A 17,000-nucleotide genomic window follows, 5' to 3' on the forward strand; every position below is an offset into this window, starting at 1 on the left:
GGTCAACGCCCGGGCGGGCTTCCCAGGGTGAGCTCGACGTAGCGCCGGCGGTCGTCGTCGAAGCGCGCACGCACGGCGTTCAACTCGCGGGTCTTGGCGTCGATCACCGCGCGCTGGGCGGCCACCTCACCCTCGGCGGCGCGCAGGTCGGCGGCCAGTTCGCGCGGCACCTTGTCCTCGTCGTAGAACTCGCGCTCCTGCTCCAGCTTGAAGCGGCGGTCGTCCAGCTCGGCCATGCGGGTGTTGAGTTCCTCGAGCTGGCGGTTCAGTTCGTTCAGCGCGCGGCCGCGCTGGGTGTCGAGGTCTTCCAGGCTGGCGTAGGTTTCCAGCAGGGCCTGGTCGAGCCGGCGCTGCTGCATCTCGCGTGCTTCCTCGAACCTGCGGCGGCGTTCCTCGGCCTGGCGGCGGGCGATTTCCTCGGCGGTCAGCGGCGCCGCGACGTGGCGGCGCACCGTGCCCTGCGGGCTGATCTCGCGATAGGCCTTGCCGTAGCAGGCCATCGGCAGCACGTCGCCGCACACCGGTCTGCCGCTGTTGTCCTCGCAGCAGTAGATGGTGCGTCCGCCAGCGCCCTGTGCCGCCGCGTGCAGCGGCAGCGCCAGTGCGGTGGCGAACAGGAGCAGATCAGCGCGGCGCGGTCGTCCCATAGCGTTCACGATACGCCATCACGGCGTCGAGATTGGCGACCAGTTGCGGCATATCGGCGAGGTAGCCGATGAGGTCTTCGAGGGTGGCGACGGCGATCACCGGGATGCCGAAGGTCTCGCGCACCTCCTGCACGGCGGACAGCGCGCCGGTGCCGCGCTCCATGCGGTCCAGGGCGATCACCACGCCGGCCGGTTCGGCGCCGGCGGCGCGGATGATGTTCACCGATTCGCGCACCGAGGTGCCGGCGGAGATCACGTCGTCGAGAATCAGCACCTTGCCGGCGAGCGGGGCGCCGATCAGCGTGCCGCCCTCGCCGTGGTCCTTGGCTTCCTTGCGGTTGAACGCGAAAGGCAGGTTCGTGCCGTCCTCGGCGAGGCGGATGGCGGCGCCGGCGACCAGCGGAATGCCCTTGTAGGCCGGGCCGAAGAGCATGTTGCAGGGCACGCCGGCGGCGCGGATGGCGCGCGCGTAGAAACCGCACAGCTGGCGGAAGGAGTCGCCGTCGTCGAACAGGCCGGCGTTGAAGAAATACGGGGATTCGCGCCCGGCCTTGGTGATGAAGCTGCCGAAGCGCAGGACGCCCTTGCGGCAGGCAAGGGCGATGAATTCACGGCTAAAATCCACGGGCTGCCTTCTGAATCGCTGGTTTTTCCGAGAGTCCGCCCATGTTACGCATCATCTCCATCAACCTCAATGGCATTCGCTCGGCCGCCAACAAGGGGTTTTTCGACTGGCTGTCCACGCAGGACGCGGACTTCGTCTGCCTGCAGGAACTCAAGGCGCAGGCCGCCGACCTGAGCGACGCGATGCGCGCGCCGGCGGGCTACACGGGCTATTTCCATTACGCCGAGAAGAAGGGCTACAGCGGGGTCGGGCTGTACGCACGGCGTACGCCGGAGCGCGTGGTGGAGGGCCTGGGCATCGTCGACATCGACGCCGAGGGGCGCTACCTGCAGCTCGATTACCCCGGGCTGTCGGTGATCTCGCTGTACCTGCCTTCCGGCTCCAGTTCGGAGGAGCGCCAGCAGGCCAAGTTCAGCTTCATGGAGCGTTTCCTGCCGCAACTCGCCCGCCTGCGCGCCGAGGGCCGCGAGGTGGTGATCTGCGGCGACTGGAACATCGCCCACAAGGAAATCGACCTGAAGAACTGGAAGAGCAACCAGAAGAATTCCGGCTTCCTGCCCGAGGAGCGCGACTGGCTCACCCGCGTGCTCGACGGGCAGGGCTGGGTGGACGTCTATCGCCGTTTGTATCCGGAGGCAACGGCGGAGTGCTACACGTGGTGGTCCAACCGGGGGCAGGCCTGGGCCAAGAACGTGGGCTGGCGCCTCGACTACCAACTCGCCACCCCGGGTATCGCCGCGGCGGCGCGCACGGCCTCGGTGTACAAGGAACAGCGCTTCAGTGACCACGCTCCGCTGAGCGTCGAATATGACTGGTCACATCCTCCGGGCTGAGTTGCCGGGAGGTTGTTTGCCTTCCCGTGGAATTGCGTTTAGCCTTGAAACGGCGCCACTTGCGGCGCATATGTCATTGTTGCCCCATCACGGAGATCATCATGCCTGCAGCCGCCAAAGCCAAACATAACGATGCCGCCAAGGAAAAGCTCGTCGCCGATTTCAAGACCGTGGTGGCCGACGCGGAAGAACTGCTCAAGCTCACCGCCGACCAGGCCGGCGACAAGCTCACCGATGTGCGTGCCCGCCTCGGCGACCGCCTGGTGATCGCCAAGCAGCGCATCGAGGATGCCGAGCACGCCTTGATCGAACAGACCCGCAAGGTTGCGCACGCCACCGACGATTACGTGCATGCCCACCCGTGGCAGTCCGTCGGCGTGGCGGCTGGTGTGGCCTTCCTGCTCGGCCTGCTCTCCGGCCGGCGCTGACCTACCGATGAGCGAAACGCGGAAACCGCGTCTGGCGGACAGCCTGCGCGGCTTCCTCGACGCCGGGCTGTCCACCGTGCAGACCCGGCTCGAATTGCTGGCCGTGGAGGTGCAGGAAGAAAAGCTGCGCCTCACCAGCCTGTTGTTCAACACCGTGCTGTGCGCGCTGATGCTCGGTCTCGGCGTGGTGTTCCTGGTGATCTTCCTGGCCGTGCTGTTCTGGGAGGAGCATCGCCTGCTGGTGCTCGGTCTGGCCACCGCGGCCTTCATCGGCGTGGGCATATGGACCGCCAGCAATGCCGCGCGCGAACTGCGGCGCGGCAGCCGGCTGTTCGCCGCCAGCCTGAGCGAACTGGCGCGCGACCGCGAGGCGCTGCGCCGCGAAGAGCGCGCAGAGTGAATCCCCGCCTGGTGGAATTCGCGCTGCGCAAGCAGCGCCTGCAGATCAAGGCCGAATACCAGCGCGCCGACATGGTGCACCGGCTGGCCGGCATCGAATCGGCGCTCGACACCGTCGATACCATCCGCGAGCAATTCACCTGGGCGCGCCAGCATGCGCCGCTGCTGTCGAGCGGCGTGCTGCTCCTGCTGTTCAGCCGGCCGCGCATGGTGCTGCGGCTGGCGCGCAGCGGCTGGGTGGGCTGGCTGTTGTGGAGCCGCCTGCGCGGCCGGGGGCCGCGGAGCCTGCTGACCCCGGTTGTCGCCCCCGCGCTGCGTCTGCTGCTCGGCCTGTTCCGGCGGCGGGCCTGAAGAAGCGTCCGCCGTACGTACTATAGGGGCGCTCAGTCCGCCTTGCGGCGGGCGGGCAGCACCAGGTTGAGCAGCACCGCGAACACCCCGCACAGGCTCACGCCCTGCAGCACGAAGCTGCCCACGGTGAAGCCGAAGCCGCCGATGCCGAGCACCAGCACGGTCGACACGATGACCAGATTGCGCGGCTCGTCCAGATCGGTGCGCGCGGCGATCAGCGTTTTCAGGCCGATCGCGGCGATGGAGCCGAACAGCAGGATCATGATGCCGCCCATCACCGGGGTGGGGATCGATTGCAGGATGGCGTTGAACTTGCCGACGAAGGCCATGGCGATGGCGAAGATGGCCGCCCAGGTCATGATTGCCGGGTTGAAGTTGCGCGTCAGCGTCACCGCGCCGGTCACCTCGGCATAGGTGGTCACCGGCGGCCCGCCCACCGCGCCGGCGAACAGCACGCCGAGGCCGTCGCCGGCCAGCGTGCGGTCCAGGCCGGGCGACTTGGTGTAGTCCTTGCCGGTGACCCCGCCGATGGCCACCACGTTGCCGACGTGCTCGATGGCCGGCGCCAGCGCCACCGGCAGCATGAACAGGATGGCGGCCAGGTTGAAGCTGGGCGCGACCAGATCCGGCAGCGCGATCCAGCGCGCTTCGGCGATGCGGGAAAAATCCACCCAGCCCATCGCCGCGGCCAGCACGTAGCCGACCACCACGCCGAACAGGATGGGCACCAGGCGCAGGATGCCCTTGGCGAAGATCGCCGCCACCATGGTGGCGCCCAGCGATACCGTGGCGAGCAGCAGCGCGTCGCTGTAGGGCATCAGCTCGGCGGCGCCGTCGCCGGTCTTGCCCATCGCCATGTTCACCGCCACGCCGGCCAGCGCGAGGCCGATCACCATGATGATCGGCCCGATCACCACCGGCGGCATCAGCCGGTGCACCACCTGCGCGCCATACACCCGCACCAGCCCGGCGAAGGCGAAGTAGGCCAGGCTGACCGCTGCCAGCGCGCCCATGGTGGCGCTCATGCCCCAGGTCTGCATGCTGTAGATGATCGGCGCGATGAAGGCGAACGAGGAGCCGAGGAAGATCGGCACCTCGCGACGCGTCAGCAACTGGAACAGCAGGGTGCCGACGCCGGCGCCGAGCAGCGCCATGCTGGGATTCAGCCCGGTGAGCAGGGGCACCAGGACGGTGGCGCCGAAGGCGACGAACAGGATCTGCGCGCCGGAAATGGCCTGGCGCCACACCGGATCGGGCGATTGGACGGGAATTTCACGCATGCGGGTTCTCCGCCGCCCTCGCGGGCGGATTCATGTTGTTGTTTGCAGGGGTGCTACGAAAAGCGGAACGGAAAGCGTGGACGGGGCGGCGGTGCGCACTCAGTTGTGCTTGGTGCCGAAGATCTTGTCGCCCGCGTCGCCGAGGCCGGGGATGATGTAGCCGATCTCGTTGAGGTGGCTGTCGATGCTGGCGGTGTAGACCTCCACGTCCGGGTGGCGCTCCTGCATCAGGCGGATGCCCTCCGGCGCGGCCACCAGCACCAGCGCGCGGATCTGCGTGCAGCCCTTGCGCTTGAGCATGTCGCAGGTGGCGGCCAGCGAGCCGCCGGTGGCCAGCATGGGGTCGATGATCAGCGCCATGCGTTCGCCCAGGTCGCCGACGAACTTCTCGAAGTACGGCGCCGGTTGCAGGGTTTCCTCGTTGCGCGCGATGCCCACCACGCTCACCTTGGCGCTGGGGATCATGTCCAGCACGCCGTCCAGCATGCCCAGCCCGGCGCGCAGGATGGGCACCACGGTGACCTTCTTGCCCTTGATCTGTTCGATGTCCACCGGCCCAGCCCAGCCCTGGATGGCGACGGTTTCCAGGGGGAAGTCCTTGCACGCCTCGTAGGCCAGCAGGCGGGCCAGTTCCGCGGTGAGTTCGCGGAATTTCTTGGTGCTGATGTCGGCTTCGCGCATCAAACCGATCTTGTGGCGGACGAGCGGGTGGGAGATTTGCTGGATGGGCATGGCGCGCTTCGCTGGATTTCGACGCGCGCCAGTGTACTACCGCGCGACCCGCCATAGGCAGGCTCTTCGGCTGATCGTTCGCCTTTCACAGGTAGCCGGCGCATGGGCGCCATCCGGGCTAAAATCCGCCCACGCAAAACCACGCCGGCCGGAGGGCGTTTCATGAATATCGACCTGCAGGAAATCATCCATGCGCGCGAAGAGGCCGACTGCCTCGCCGACGCACCCGCCGTGGAGGCTGCGCTGGATCGCATGGCCGAAGAGATCACCGCGCGGCTGCAGCACAGCAACCCGCTAGTCTACACGGTGATGAACGGCGGGCTGATTTTCGCCGGGCGCCTCCTGCCGCGCCTGCCCTTCCCGCTGGAAACCGCCTACCTGCACGCCACGCGTTACGGCCTGTCCACGCACGGCACGCTGCTCGACTGGCGCGTGCGCCCGACCCAGGACCTGCGCGGGCGCAGCGTGCTGGTGCTCGACGACATCCTCGACGAAGGCCATACCCTGGCCGCCGTCCTCGACCATCTGCGCGGCGAGGGCGCCAGGGAAGTGCTGTCCGCCGTGCTGGTGCACAAGCAGCATGAGCGCAAGGCCTTCCCCGGCATGCGCGCCGATTTCACCGGACTCGACATCGCCGACCGCTATCTCTTCGGCTGCGGCATGGACTACAAGGGCTACTGGCGCAATGCGCCGGGCATCTACGCGGTCAAAGGACTGTAAATCGCCAGGGAGATCCGCATGCTGATCGTATTCAAATCCGACGCCGCCGCCGACGTCATCATGTTCGGCGATGCCGCCAGGCCGCTCATCGCCGCCATGGGCAAGGATCCGGACGACGCCAAGGGCATCGTCACCGTGGAGCAGCTGCCGGGCGCCATCGCCCGCTTGCAGGCGCTGATCGAAGAAGAAAAGGCGCGCGCCGCCGCCAGCGCCGAGGAAGACGAAGAAGCCGCGCGCGAAGCCGGCCGCAGCGGCATGGCCGCCCCGGTCAATCTCGCCCAGCGCGCCTGGCCGCTACTCGACATGCTGCAATATTCGGCGAAGGAAGGCGTGCCGGTGGTTTGGGGGGTGTAGCGGCCGGTTGTCCGCCGCGCGGGCGCGGAATGGCCCGCATACGTTAGCCCACCGCATCGCTGTGGAATAATGCCGGCTCACTTCCTTGCGGGGCGGACGGCATGGATTCGCTTACCTCCACGGATCTGAAAACGATCCTCCACTCCAAGCGGGCCAATCTGTACTACCTGGAGCATTGCCGGGTACTGGTCAACGGCGGGCGGGTCGAGTACGTCACCGACGAGGGGCGCCAGTCGCTGTACTGGAACATCCCCATCGCCAATACCACGACCGTTCTGCTGGGCACGGGCACCTCCATTACCCAGGCGGCCATGCGCGAACTGGCCAAGGCCGGCGTGCTGGTCGGCTTCTGCGGCGGCGGGGGAACGCCGCTGTTCTCGGCCAACGAAGTGGATTTCGCGGTGGCCTGGTTTTCGCCGCAAAGCGAGTACCGGCCCACCGAATATCTGCAAGACTGGGTGCGCTTCTGGTTCGACGAGAGCCTGCGCCTGCGGGCCGCCAAATCCATCCAGTTGGCGCGCCTCGACCGCATTGCCGGCCACTGGACGAATAACCGGGCACTCGCCGATGCCGGATTCAGCGTCGCGAGCGGGCGCTTGCAGGCCGCGCTGGAGTCTTCCCGCCGGGCCATCATCGGGGCGCCGGACAATACGGCGCTGCTTACCGAGGAAGCCCGCCTCACCAAGACGCTGTTCAAGCTGGCCTGCGATGCCACCGATTACGGCGATTTCACCCGCGCGAAAGGCGGCAGCGGCGGCGATCCGGCGAACCGCTTCCTCGACCACGGCAACTACCTCGCCTACGGCCTCGGGGCCACCGCCACCTGGGTGCTCGGCCTGCCCCACGGCCTCGCGGTACTGCACGGCAAGACGCGGCGTGGCGGCCTGGTCTTCGACGTGGCCGATCTGGTCAAGGACGCGGTGATCCTGCCGCAGGCTTTCGTTTCGGCCATGCGTGGAGACAGCGAGCAGGAATTCCGCGAAGCCTGCATCGAAACGCTCGTACAGAGCGAAGCCCTCGATTTCATGATCGACACGCTCAAGGCGGTCGCCACCGGAACCGGGAAACCCGCCGCATGAACGTGCTGCTGATTTCCCAGTGCACCAAGAATGCGCTCACCGAAACCCGCCGCATCCTCGATCAGTTCGCCGAACGTCGCGGCGACCGGACCTGGCAGACCCCGATCACCCAGGCCGGGCTCGACACCCTGCGCCGCCTGCTGCGCAAGAGCGCCCGCAAGAACACCGCGGTGGCCTGCCACTGGATACGCGGCAAGGACCACAGCGAACTGCTGTGGATCGTCGGCGACGCGCGCCAGTTCAACGAACGCGGCGCCACGCCGACCAACGCCACCCGCCGCAACATATTGCGCCAGGGAGACGAAAACGACTGGCACACCGGCGAGGACATTCAACTGCTGGCGCAGATGGCCGCGCTGCTGCATGACCTGGGCAAAGCCAGCGTGGCCTTCCAGGAGCGCCTGCGCGGGCAGTTGCAGGCCAGGAACCTGTTCCGGCACGAATGGGTTTCCCTGCGGCTGTTCCTGGCCTTCGTCGGCACGGACGACGACGCAAACTGGCTGCGACGGCTGGCCGAGCCGGACGAGGCGGACAACGTTAGTTGGCTCGCGCCCGGGCGTTACCTGCGCGACGGGCTGGATTCCGATGCGCCGCCGCCCTTCAAAAACCTGCCGCCACTGGCCGCCGCCATCGGCTGGCTGATCCTGACCCATCATCGCCTGCCGGTGCTGCCTGTGCACGATGCCCTCAGCGGGCAGCAGGCGCCCCTCGGCAGGAAGTCCCCGACCTTCAATCCGGCGCACCTCCCCCATCTGCTCGATGCGGTCGCACACGACTGGAACGAGATCCGGCAACCTGCAACGGCCGCAGAAGCAGAAGCCTACTGGCGTTTCGCCGAGCAGTTGCCCGTGCTGCTCCCGAAATGGCGCACCCGGGCCACCAGGCTGGCCACCCGCCTGCGGGCCTTGCTCGGCAAGGCGGGCAAGGGGGCTTGGCTGGACAACCCCTACGTCATGCATCTGGCGCGGCTGAGCCTGATGCTGGCCGACCATCATTACTCCGCGCTGCCGCCTCACTCCAACGAACGAATGAAAGGGGACGCCGGCTATCGCCTGTATGCGAACACCGACAAAGACGGCAGGCTGAAACAGGCGCTGGACGAACACTTGCTCGGCGTCGCCCGGCTGGCCGGCAGTGTCGCCCATGGCCTGCCCGGCTTCGAGCGCCACCTGCCGCGCCTGGCACGGCATCGGGGGTTGCAGAAGCGCAGCGCCGACCCGCGCTTTCGCTGGCAGGACAAGGCGGCCGATGCGGCCGGGGCGCTGCGTGCAGCGGCACAAACCCATGGCGCCTTCATCATCAACATGGCGTCCACCGGCTGCGGCAAGACGCTCGCCAACGCCCGCATCCTTCATGCCCTGGCCGATCCCCGGCAAGGCATGCGCGCCACCTTCGCCCTGGGTCTGCGTACGCTGACCCTGCAAACCGGGCGCAGCTACCGCAAGGATCTGCACCTGGACGAGGACGAGTTGGCCATCCGTGTCGGCGGCAGCGCCAGTCGCGCGCTGTTCGAGTATTACGAGCAACAGGCCGAAGCCCACGGCTCGGCTTCCACGCAGGCGCTGATCGAGGAGGACGGCCATGTCCTCTACGAAGGGCAGTCCGAAGGCCACGGCCTGCTTTCCCGGGTGATGGCGGACGAGCGCATCCGTGCGCTGCTGGCGGCCCCGATGCTGGTGTGCACCGTCGACCACCTGACGCCGGCCACCGAGGCGCAGCGCGCCGGGCGCCAGATCGCGCCCATGCTGCGGCTGATGAGCAGCGATCTGGTACTCGACGAATTGGACGATTTCGACCTTGCCGACCTCCCGGCGCTGACCCGCCTGGTGTACTGGGCTGGCCTGCTCGGCAGCCGCGTGCTGCTGTCTTCGGCCACCCTGCCGCCGTCGCTGGTCGACGGCCTGTTCCAGGCCTACCGCGCCGGCCGTATCCACCATCAACGCAACCGTGGTCCGCATGGCGGAGGGGAACGGGCCTCGGGCATCGCCTGCCTGTGGGCGGACGAGTTCGGGGTACACACCGCTTGCTGCGGTGACGCCCCGGCCCATGCCCGGGAACACCAGGATTTCGTGCGCCGCCGCGTGGCGGCGCTCGATCGCGCCGTCGCGCGGGACGGCCCCAGGCGTTGCGGCGAACTGCTGCCGCTGCGCATCGAGGCGAAGCAGGAGCAGGCCGTGCGCCGCGCCTTTGCCGCCGAACTGCGCGCAGCCATCCTCCAGGCCCACGACCGTCATGCCGAAACCTGCCCGCGCAGCGGCAAGCGGGTCAGCTTTGGCTTGGTGCGCATGGCCAACATCGAGCCCCTGTTCGATGTCGCGCAGGAACTGCTGCGCCTGGGCGCGCCGGAGGATTACCGTATCCACCTGTGCGTCTACCATGCGCGCTTTCCCATGCTGCAACGCTCGGCCATCGAGCGCCGGCTGGATGCCTGCCTCGATCGCCGCGACCCCGCTGCCGTCTACCAGCGGGCGGACATCCGTCAGGCCATCGACGCCACTACGGAACCCAACCACCTGTTCGTCGTCCTCGCTTCGCCGGTCTGCGAGGTGGGCCGCGACTGGGACGCCGACTGGGCGGTGGCCGAACCCTCGTCGATGCGCGCGCTCATCCAGCTTGCCGGCCGCGTCCAGCGCCATCGCAACCAACCCTGCCAAACGCCCAACATCCTCATCTTCGATACCAATCTGCGCCACTTTTCAACGGACCGGGGGCGCGATGGACACCCGCTGGCCGCCTTCGTGCGCCCCGGCTTCGAGGATGAGCGTGGTCTGGCCGACACGCCGTTCCGCCTGGCCAGCCACCGCCTCGGCGCCCTGCTGCGCGAGGAGGAATACCGGACGATCACCGCCCGCCCGCGCATCCAGCCGCGTCCGCAGCAGGACTGGCAGCCCAAGCGCAGCCTGGTCGATCTGGAGCACGCCCGACTGGCCGCGCAAATGCAACCGAAACCGCGCGATGTGCAAAGCCAGCCCACGCCCCGTGGCGTCAAACCCCGGCATTTCGACCTGGATGCCGCCTGCGCCTGGCAGTTTCCCCGTGCCGCGCTGACCTGGGCGCTGCCGCAGCAACAGGCCTTCCGCGACGACCCGACCCCCAGCTGTGAACTGCTGTTCCTGCCCGACGAGGACGAAGCGCGCCTGCTGCTGCACGCCATCCACGAGGAAGCCCGACACGGCAAACCAGCGATCTACACCAGCGCCGAAAGCCGCATCGAGCGCCTGCAACTGGCCTTCGGGCCGCGCATCGGCGCGTGGGGTGAGGACGATCTGATGGATTTGCTGCACGAGCAGGCCGAAGCGCGCGACCTGCCGCTGCGGCGCTGCGCGGAGCGTTTTACCACGGTCAGCGTGCCGGACAGTGCGCAGGGTTGGCGGTATCACCCGTTTTTGGGGTTTGGAAAGAAAAAGTAGAGCCGGGTAGATATCTACCCGGCCCAAGGCTGCCTGTTCGGCAGTTAAGTTGGCGAACGCCTGCTACGCCTAGATTTCCTGAGCTATTTGTGCAATAGTGGATTCACCATTTAAGCAGACGAGCAGAATGCCAGCTACGCTTAGATGGTTAAAACCCCTGCCGGCCGCTGCAACGACTGGCAGGGGAACAGCAGCAACTCGCCGGGTTGGCCCCGGCCCTACGCACGAAGCATGACGCGCAAGGAGGATAGGAATGTGTCTGACCAGCACATGATCTTATTAGTCGGATGAGGGCAAACACCCTCATGTTTACAACATCCCCACAGCGAATCGCTGTGGGGATTCTACAGGCTTGTTTTCCGCCAAGTCGATTGATCAGGAATCCTCCAGATGGCCGAGCCACCCAAACGCACTCCCCGTGCCCATACTTTCCAGCAAACCATCGCCGCGTTCATCGCCGAACGCCGAGATGCCAAACTGAAAGGCCTGAACGAAGAAGCCGCCGTGCAGGTCGCCGCCAAATACGACTACCACGAGTGGCTGACCGACGCCGCGCGGCGGGTCGCGCAGATTCAGGCGGTGACCCACGTGCTCAAGGCCACCCACCCCGATGCCCGCGGCACCAATCTCCACGTCGTGCCGGACAGTCTGCCCCGGCATGTCGAAGTCGGTACGCATCTACTGGGTAGCGACTTCGCCGACGACATCGTCGGCAACGCCGCCGCGCTGGACGTGTACAAATTCCTCAAGCTGGAAGTCGAAGGCCGCCGCCTGCTCGACTGGCTACAGGCCGACGATGCCGATCTGCTGCGCGCCCTGCATGAGGATGCGGCCACGGCCTGGCAGTGGGCCGCCGCCTTCAAAGGGCTGGTCCGCGAGCCCGTGGCCCTGGCGTCCCACGGTCTGGCCAAACAGGTCTATTGGTGCGTTTCCGGCGAGCCGGCCGACGATGGTGGCTTTCACCTGCTGCAACCGCTGTTTTCCAGCAGCCTCGCCCATACCGTGCACCAAGAGATCAACGAGGCGCGCTTCGGCGAGGCCAACAAGGCCGCCCGCCAGGCCCGGCGCGACAAAAAGGCGCATGACACGCCCTATCGTGACTACCGCAACCTGGCCGTCCGCAAGCTCGGCGGCACCAAGCCGCAGAACGTCAGCCAGTTGAACAGCGAGCGCGGCGGACTCAACTACCTGCTGGCCTCCCTGCCGCCGCGCTGGGACCAGGACCGGCCCCGGCAATTCCTGTTCATCGATTCGGCCCTGGCACGTTTCCGCCGCTTCGAAGGCGTCGGCGAGTTGCTGGAGGCCCTGTTGGCGCTGCTGAAAAGCAATCCTGCGCCGACGCTGGACACCCGCGTCAAGCGCGAACGCATCGAACGCGCCCTGGGCCAGTCGTTGGCCGCCTTCGGTCTGGCCAGCAGGGAGCTGTTCCAGCCCGGCTGGACGCGCGACCCGGCCTGCCGCCTGCCGCTGTGCGAACAGATCTGGCTCGACCCGGAGCGGGCCGAACTGCCGCTGCGCGAAGACGCGGAGCACAGGCTGGAGGACGAAACATTCAACGCGGCACTGGAGTGGAAAGACTGGCCGGACGAGGTGGCACACCGTTTCGGCAACTGGCTCAACGATATCCTGCGGCACCATGACCTGCCGGTGGGCGATGCCGAACACGCCCATTGGGCACGTCAGGCGATCATCGATGCCGAATGGCCCGCTCCCATGCAGCGCCGTGCCGTCAGCGGCGACAGGACCCGGGAGGCGACGCATGGCTGAGTGCCTCCACTTCGAGCATCTGCTGGTGCTGCCGCGCCTGCGGGTGCAGAACGCCAACGCCATCTCCAGCCCGCTCACCCACGGCTTTCCCTCGATGACCGCGTTTCTGGGGCTGATGTGGGCACTGGAACGCAAAACCCAGGCCGCCGGACTGGATTTGCAGTTCAACGCCGTGAGCGCGGTGGTCCACAACCATCAGGAACTGGTGACCGACGGCGGTTTCATCCACAGCCTCCGCCTGACCCGCAATCCACTCGACAAGGACGGCGGCAGCGCCGCCATCGTCGAGGAAGGGCGCATCCACCTGGATATCAGCCTGGTCTTCGCCGTGCAAAGCCAGGCATTGCTCGATGCGCAGGCCGCTCCCGCCATCGCTGCCCAGGTAGGTGATCTGCTGGCGGCGATGCGTATCGCCGGCGGCACCGTGGTCCAATCGCCCGTACCGCGCGGCCGGCGGCTTCCCTACGTGATGTCATTGACCGGAGATGCCGAAAGCCGCGAAAAACTGTTCGGCCAACTCACGCTGCGCCTGCTGCCTGGCTTCGCGCTGGTGGAACGCAGCGACTTGCTGGCGCAGCGCCATGCGGCCCTGCAAGCGCAACACCCTGGCGCCACGCGCCTGGATGCCTGGCTGTCGTTGTCGCGCATCAACTGGCATTGGCAGGAGGAGGGCGATGGTGGCCAATGGCGGCACGACCGCCAGAACCTTGGCTGGATCGTGCCGATTCCGCTCGGTTACGGCGCCTTGGGCGAGTTGCAGCCTGCCGGCAGCGTGGCCAACGCCCGCGACTGGGGCACGCCGTTCCGCTTCGTCGAGAGCCTTTACGGCATTGGCCAGTGGCTCAGCCCGCACCGCCTGTACAGCCCGCAACAACTGCTCTGGTACGCCGACAGCCATCTTCAGGATGGTCTCTACCGTTGCCGCAATGATTACCGGCAGACGCCGGTGCATGACTTCGACTTCGCCTGACTGCCCATAAGGAATTCACCATGTCCAAAGAACTCAAGACCGCCTCCGTTCTCGCCTTCGAGCGCAAGCTCGATCCGTCCGACGCCCTGTTCCATGCCGGCGCGTGGGCAGCGCGTGCAGCCGCGGCCGACTGGCCCGCCGTGGCGATCCGCGAGAAATCCGTGCGCGGCACGATCTCGAACCGCCTCAAAACCAAGGATCAGGACCCCGCCAAACTCGACGCCGCCATCGAGAACCCCAACCTGCAAACCGTCGACGTGGCCGCGCTGCCCAGCGACGCCGATACGCTCAAGGTGAGCTTCACCGTGCGCGTGCTGGGCGGTACGGGCAAGCCGTCCGCCTGCAACGATGCGGACTACCAGCAGAAATTGTTGGCAACGGTGCGTGGTTATGCCGAGCGCAATGGTTTTGGCGAACTCGCGCGGCGCTACGCTTTCAATCTGGCCAACGGCCGTTTTTTGTGGCGTAACCGGTTTGGCGCCGAGCAGGTGGAAGTACGCATCGCCCATCTCGTAGACGGTGCGGCACGGGATACGTGGGAGTTCGACGCGCTGAGCTTGCCGCTGCGCAGCTTCGAGGCGCCTGCCGGGGCGGCGGCCTCGCTCGACGCATTGGCCGGCTTGATCGTCGAAGGACTTGCCGGTGAGCGTCACGTTCTGCTGCAGGTCACCGCCTTCGCCCGTATCGGTGCTGGCCAGGAGGTGTTTCCCTCGCAGGAACTCATCCTGGATCGTGGACGGGGCGACAAGAGCAAGACGCTCTACGGAGTGGGTCCAAAGGAAAACCAGGTTGCGGCCATCCATTCCCAGAAGATCGGCAATGCCCTACGGACGATCGACACCTGGTACGTGGGCGCCGATGAGCTTGGCCCCATCGCGGTGGAGCCCTATGGTTCGGTGACGACCCAGGGCAAGGCTTATCGTCAGCCGAAGCAAAAGCTGGATTTCTACAGCCTGCTCGACAACTGGATTCTCAAGGATCAGGTGCCGCCTCTCGAACAACAGCACTTCGTCGTGGCCACGCTGGTGCGCGGCGGCGTGTTTGGCGAGGCGGGTTGATATGGACCACTACATCGACATCAAGCTGCTACCCGACCCGGAGTTCTCTGCCCCGGTGCTGATGAATGCGTTGTTCGCCAAGCTGCATCGGGGTCTGGTCGAGCATGGAGGATACGACATCGGGGTGAGTTTTCCGGATGTCGGCACAGCCGGCATCACCCTTGGCAAGCGGTTGCGTCTTCATGGCTCGTTCGCGAGTCTTGACCGACTCATCCGGATCGGCTGGATACAAGGCATGCGAGGCCATATCGACCTGACTCCGGCCCGCCCGGTTCCGGCAGATGCCGGTCACCGCGTCGTGTGCCGGGTGCAGGCGAAAAGCAGCCCGGAACGCCTTCGCCGTCGCCTCATGGCACGTAAGGGTATTGGGGAAAAGGAGGCGCGCGAGGCAATTCCAGATTCTGCCGCACGCCGGCTTCGACTGCCCTATGTGGAGCTGGCGAGCCATACGACAGGGCAGCGCTTCCGACTGTTCATCGAGCACCGGCCGATACAGCCCAGCCCAGCGCAGGGACAGGGACTCTTCAGCACATATGGCCTTAGCGCCACGGCCACGGTGCCATGGTTTTGACCCTTTTTTTCGGTAGCGTTTTGAGGGGTTGAAAAACAATGGGTTATGAGCAGGGCGAAGGAAAGGGGAAATACGGCGAATTCCGAGAATTTTTCTATTAATCAGTTGGTTGATTTGATTTTTTGCTAGTTCACTGCCGTGCAGGCAGCTAAGAAATCCACCAGGTTGCGGCCCTGATGGGGCTCTCAGTTCACTGCCGTGCAGGCAGCTAAGAAAAGTCTGAGCAGCAGTTGAAACCAGGCTGCCCGGTTCACTGCCGTGCAGGCAGCTAAGAAATTCTTGGGCAACAGCGAACAGTTGCCCACGCAGTTCACTGCCGTGCAGGCAGCTAAGAAAAGGAGCCGCAAGGCTGCGGCCGAAGCCGGGGCGTTCACTGCCGTGCAGGCAGCTAAGAAATGTGGCAGCTCATCGTGCGCAGCAAGCAGCCCGTTCACTGCCGTGCAGGCAGCTAAGAAAACGTTGCGGTAAAGCAGTCCGCCAGCCATGTCGTTCACTGCCGTGCAGGCAGCTAAGAAACAAGATCAATCTCCATTTCAGGGCTCCTCGCTGTTCACTGCCGTGCAGGCAGCTAAGAAAGGCGTGGCCTGGAAGGATCACCGCTGCGCGACGTTCACTGCCGTGCAGGCAGCTAAGAAAAAGTGGCTGCGTACGTCTTCGCCATCCAGGGAGTTCACTGCCGTGCAGGCAGCTAAGAAACTCGCGGCGATGGCGACTCATTCCCCACCAGACGTTCACTGCCGTGCAGGCAGCTAAGAAATGGACGTGGCGCAAGCTCACGCGAGTGATCTGGTTCACTGCCGTGCAGGCAGCTAAGAAATTCGATCCTGGCAAAAAGGTGCTCAGGGCTGGGTTCACTGCCGTGCAGGCAGCTAAGAAATGCGAAGGAGTGATCGTGTCGATGTTTGTGGTGTTCACTGCCGTGCAGGCAGCTAAGAAATGATCTGGTGCCTGCCGTCGGGCTTCGGGAACGTTCACTGCCGTGCAGGCAGCTAAGAAATGGTCTCGCCGCCGGCTCTCGGCCTCATACTGGTTCACTGCCGTGCAGGCAGCTAAGAAATGATCGCCCTGGGTATTTCTGTGCGCACTCAAGTTCACTGCCGTGCAGGCAGCTAAGAAATCGGGTCGATCTGCGGACGGCTCGACAGCTTCGTTCACTGCCGTGCAGGCAGCTAAGAAATTCTCGGCTTCGGTCATCTCTCCATGGACGTCGTTCACTGCCGTGCAGGCAGCTAAGAAACGAAATGGAGGCGGCATGAGCACCATTCTCCACGTTCACTGCCGTGCAGGCAGCTAAGAAATTCACGGCCTCCATGAGTACGCTGCCCTTGGGGTTCACTGCCGTGCAGGCAGCTAAGAAAGAAACGATTACGCGCCGGACGACGACGCCGATGTTCACTGCCGTGCAGGCAGCTAAGAAAAGGAGCAGCAGGGAATCATGATGCTGAGCGGCGTTCACTGCCGTGCAGGCAGCTAAGAAATTCAGCGCGCGCCGGCCGGTGGCCGGGTCGCGGTTCACTGCCGTGCAGGCAGCTAAGAAATGCCCCTAAAAAACTGATCGAGGCCGCCCGGCGTTCACTGCCGTGCAGGCAGCTAAGAAAATCACGGATGCACCGTTGCCCACGGTGAACCTGTTCACTGCCGTGCAGGCAGCTAAGAAAGGCACGCCCTTGATGGTGTCCAGGTCGCCCACCGTTCACTGCCGTGCAGGCAGCTAAGAAAACGCCGGGAATGCGGCCCTGGTGGCGGAAAGGGTTCACTGCCGTGCAGGCAGCTAAG

The 17,000-nt window shown here is 65.7% G+C and carries 16 protein-coding genes and 1 CRISPR repeat array (1 of these 17 running past the window's edge); of the genes, 12 read left to right on the plus strand and 4 right to left on the minus strand.

The window, feature by feature from the left end; genetic code table 11:
* Positions 1 to 2: 2 nt before the first annotated feature.
* A complete protein-coding gene (locus E6C76_RS16275) occupies positions 3 to 647 on the minus strand; it encodes a hypothetical protein (RefSeq protein ID WP_136349306.1) in 645 nt (214 codons plus the stop codon).
* Positions 625 to 1,272: an orotate phosphoribosyltransferase gene (gene pyrE, locus E6C76_RS16280; protein WP_136349307.1), complete on the minus strand. Its 648-nt coding sequence runs from the start codon at positions 1,270 to 1,272 to the stop codon at positions 625 to 627. Before pyrE ends, E6C76_RS16275 begins: the two co-directional genes overlap by 23 nt.
* A gap of 41 nt (positions 1,273 to 1,313) precedes the next feature.
* Between pyrE and E6C76_RS16285 the strand changes: the two genes are divergently transcribed.
* The 4 genes from E6C76_RS16285 (at position 1,314) to E6C76_RS16300 (ending at position 3,283) form a co-directional block, all read left to right on the plus strand.
* Positions 1,314 to 2,105, plus strand: coding sequence for an exodeoxyribonuclease III (locus E6C76_RS16285; protein ID WP_136349308.1), 792 nt, complete (start codon positions 1,314 to 1,316; stop codon positions 2,103 to 2,105).
* A gap of 101 nt (positions 2,106 to 2,206) precedes the next feature.
* On the plus strand, positions 2,207 to 2,533 hold the full coding sequence (locus E6C76_RS16290) for a DUF883 family protein (RefSeq protein ID WP_136349309.1): 327 nt from the start codon (positions 2,207 to 2,209) through the stop codon (positions 2,531 to 2,533).
* A gap of 7 nt (positions 2,534 to 2,540) precedes the next feature.
* Positions 2,541 to 2,933, plus strand: coding sequence for a phage holin family protein (locus E6C76_RS16295; protein WP_136349310.1), 393 nt, complete (start codon positions 2,541 to 2,543; stop codon positions 2,931 to 2,933).
* A complete protein-coding gene (locus E6C76_RS16300; protein WP_136349311.1) occupies positions 2,930 to 3,283 on the plus strand; it encodes a YqjK family protein in 354 nt (117 codons plus the stop codon). The genes E6C76_RS16295 and E6C76_RS16300 overlap by 4 nt, the downstream gene beginning before the upstream one ends.
* A 32-nt stretch (positions 3,284 to 3,315) precedes the next feature.
* Here the strand turns inward: E6C76_RS16300 and E6C76_RS16305 are convergent, their stop codons facing one another.
* Both E6C76_RS16305 and upp read right to left on the minus strand, forming a co-directional pair.
* A complete protein-coding gene (locus tag E6C76_RS16305; RefSeq protein ID WP_136349312.1) occupies positions 3,316 to 4,563 on the minus strand; it encodes a uracil-xanthine permease family protein in 1,248 nt (415 codons plus the stop codon).
* Between the two features lie 99 nt (positions 4,564 to 4,662).
* On the minus strand, positions 4,663 to 5,295 hold the full coding sequence (gene upp / locus E6C76_RS16310; RefSeq protein WP_136349313.1) for a uracil phosphoribosyltransferase: 633 nt from the start codon (positions 5,293 to 5,295) through the stop codon (positions 4,663 to 4,665).
* A gap of 162 nt (positions 5,296 to 5,457) precedes the next feature.
* Here upp and E6C76_RS16315 point away from each other — a divergent pair, with 162 nt between their 5' ends.
* From E6C76_RS16315 to cas6f, 8 genes are all read left to right on the plus strand, one after another.
* Positions 5,458 to 6,015, plus strand: coding sequence for a hypoxanthine-guanine phosphoribosyltransferase (locus tag E6C76_RS16315; protein WP_136349314.1), 558 nt, complete (start codon positions 5,458 to 5,460; stop codon positions 6,013 to 6,015).
* Positions 6,016 to 6,033: 18 nt separating this feature from the next.
* A complete protein-coding gene (locus E6C76_RS16320) occupies positions 6,034 to 6,369 on the plus strand; it encodes a DUF1840 domain-containing protein (RefSeq protein ID WP_136349315.1) in 336 nt (111 codons plus the stop codon).
* Positions 6,370 to 6,470: 101 nt separating this feature from the next.
* Positions 6,471 to 7,448, plus strand: a complete 978-nt coding sequence (cas1f, locus tag E6C76_RS16325) for a type I-F CRISPR-associated endonuclease Cas1f (protein WP_136349316.1) — start codon at positions 6,471 to 6,473, stop codon at positions 7,446 to 7,448.
* Complete coding sequence (cas3f, locus tag E6C76_RS16330) at positions 7,445 to 10,858, plus strand: type I-F CRISPR-associated helicase Cas3f (protein WP_136349317.1); 3,414 nt, start codon at positions 7,445 to 7,447, stop codon at positions 10,856 to 10,858. The genes cas1f and cas3f overlap by 4 nt, the downstream gene beginning before the upstream one ends.
* A gap of 390 nt (positions 10,859 to 11,248) precedes the next feature.
* On the plus strand, positions 11,249 to 12,625 hold the full coding sequence (csy1, locus tag E6C76_RS16335; RefSeq protein ID WP_136349318.1) for a type I-F CRISPR-associated protein Csy1: 1,377 nt from the start codon (positions 11,249 to 11,251) through the stop codon (positions 12,623 to 12,625).
* Positions 12,618 to 13,595: a type I-F CRISPR-associated protein Csy2 gene (csy2, locus tag E6C76_RS16340; protein WP_136349319.1), complete on the plus strand. Its 978-nt coding sequence runs from the start codon at positions 12,618 to 12,620 to the stop codon at positions 13,593 to 13,595. The genes csy1 and csy2 overlap by 8 nt, the downstream gene beginning before the upstream one ends.
* Before the next feature lie 20 nt (positions 13,596 to 13,615).
* The gene (gene csy3, locus E6C76_RS16345; protein WP_136349320.1) at positions 13,616 to 14,653 is read left to right on the plus strand and encodes a type I-F CRISPR-associated protein Csy3; all 1,038 of its coding nucleotides are present in this window, start codon (positions 13,616 to 13,618) and stop codon (positions 14,651 to 14,653) included.
* Between the two features lies 1 nt (position 14,654).
* Positions 14,655 to 15,224, plus strand: coding sequence for a type I-F CRISPR-associated endoribonuclease Cas6/Csy4 (cas6f, locus tag E6C76_RS16350; RefSeq protein ID WP_136349321.1), 570 nt, complete (start codon positions 14,655 to 14,657; stop codon positions 15,222 to 15,224).
* A 128-nt stretch (positions 15,225 to 15,352) separates the two neighbouring features.
* A CRISPR array of direct repeats spans positions 15,353 to 17,000; the repeat unit is 28 nt; unit sequence GTTCACTGCCGTGCAGGCAGCTAAGAAA; it runs 3,305 nt beyond the window's last position.

The organism is Pseudothauera nasutitermitis, assembly GCF_004801295.1.
Lineage (GTDB): Bacteria > Pseudomonadota > Gammaproteobacteria > Burkholderiales > Rhodocyclaceae > Pseudothauera > Pseudothauera nasutitermitis.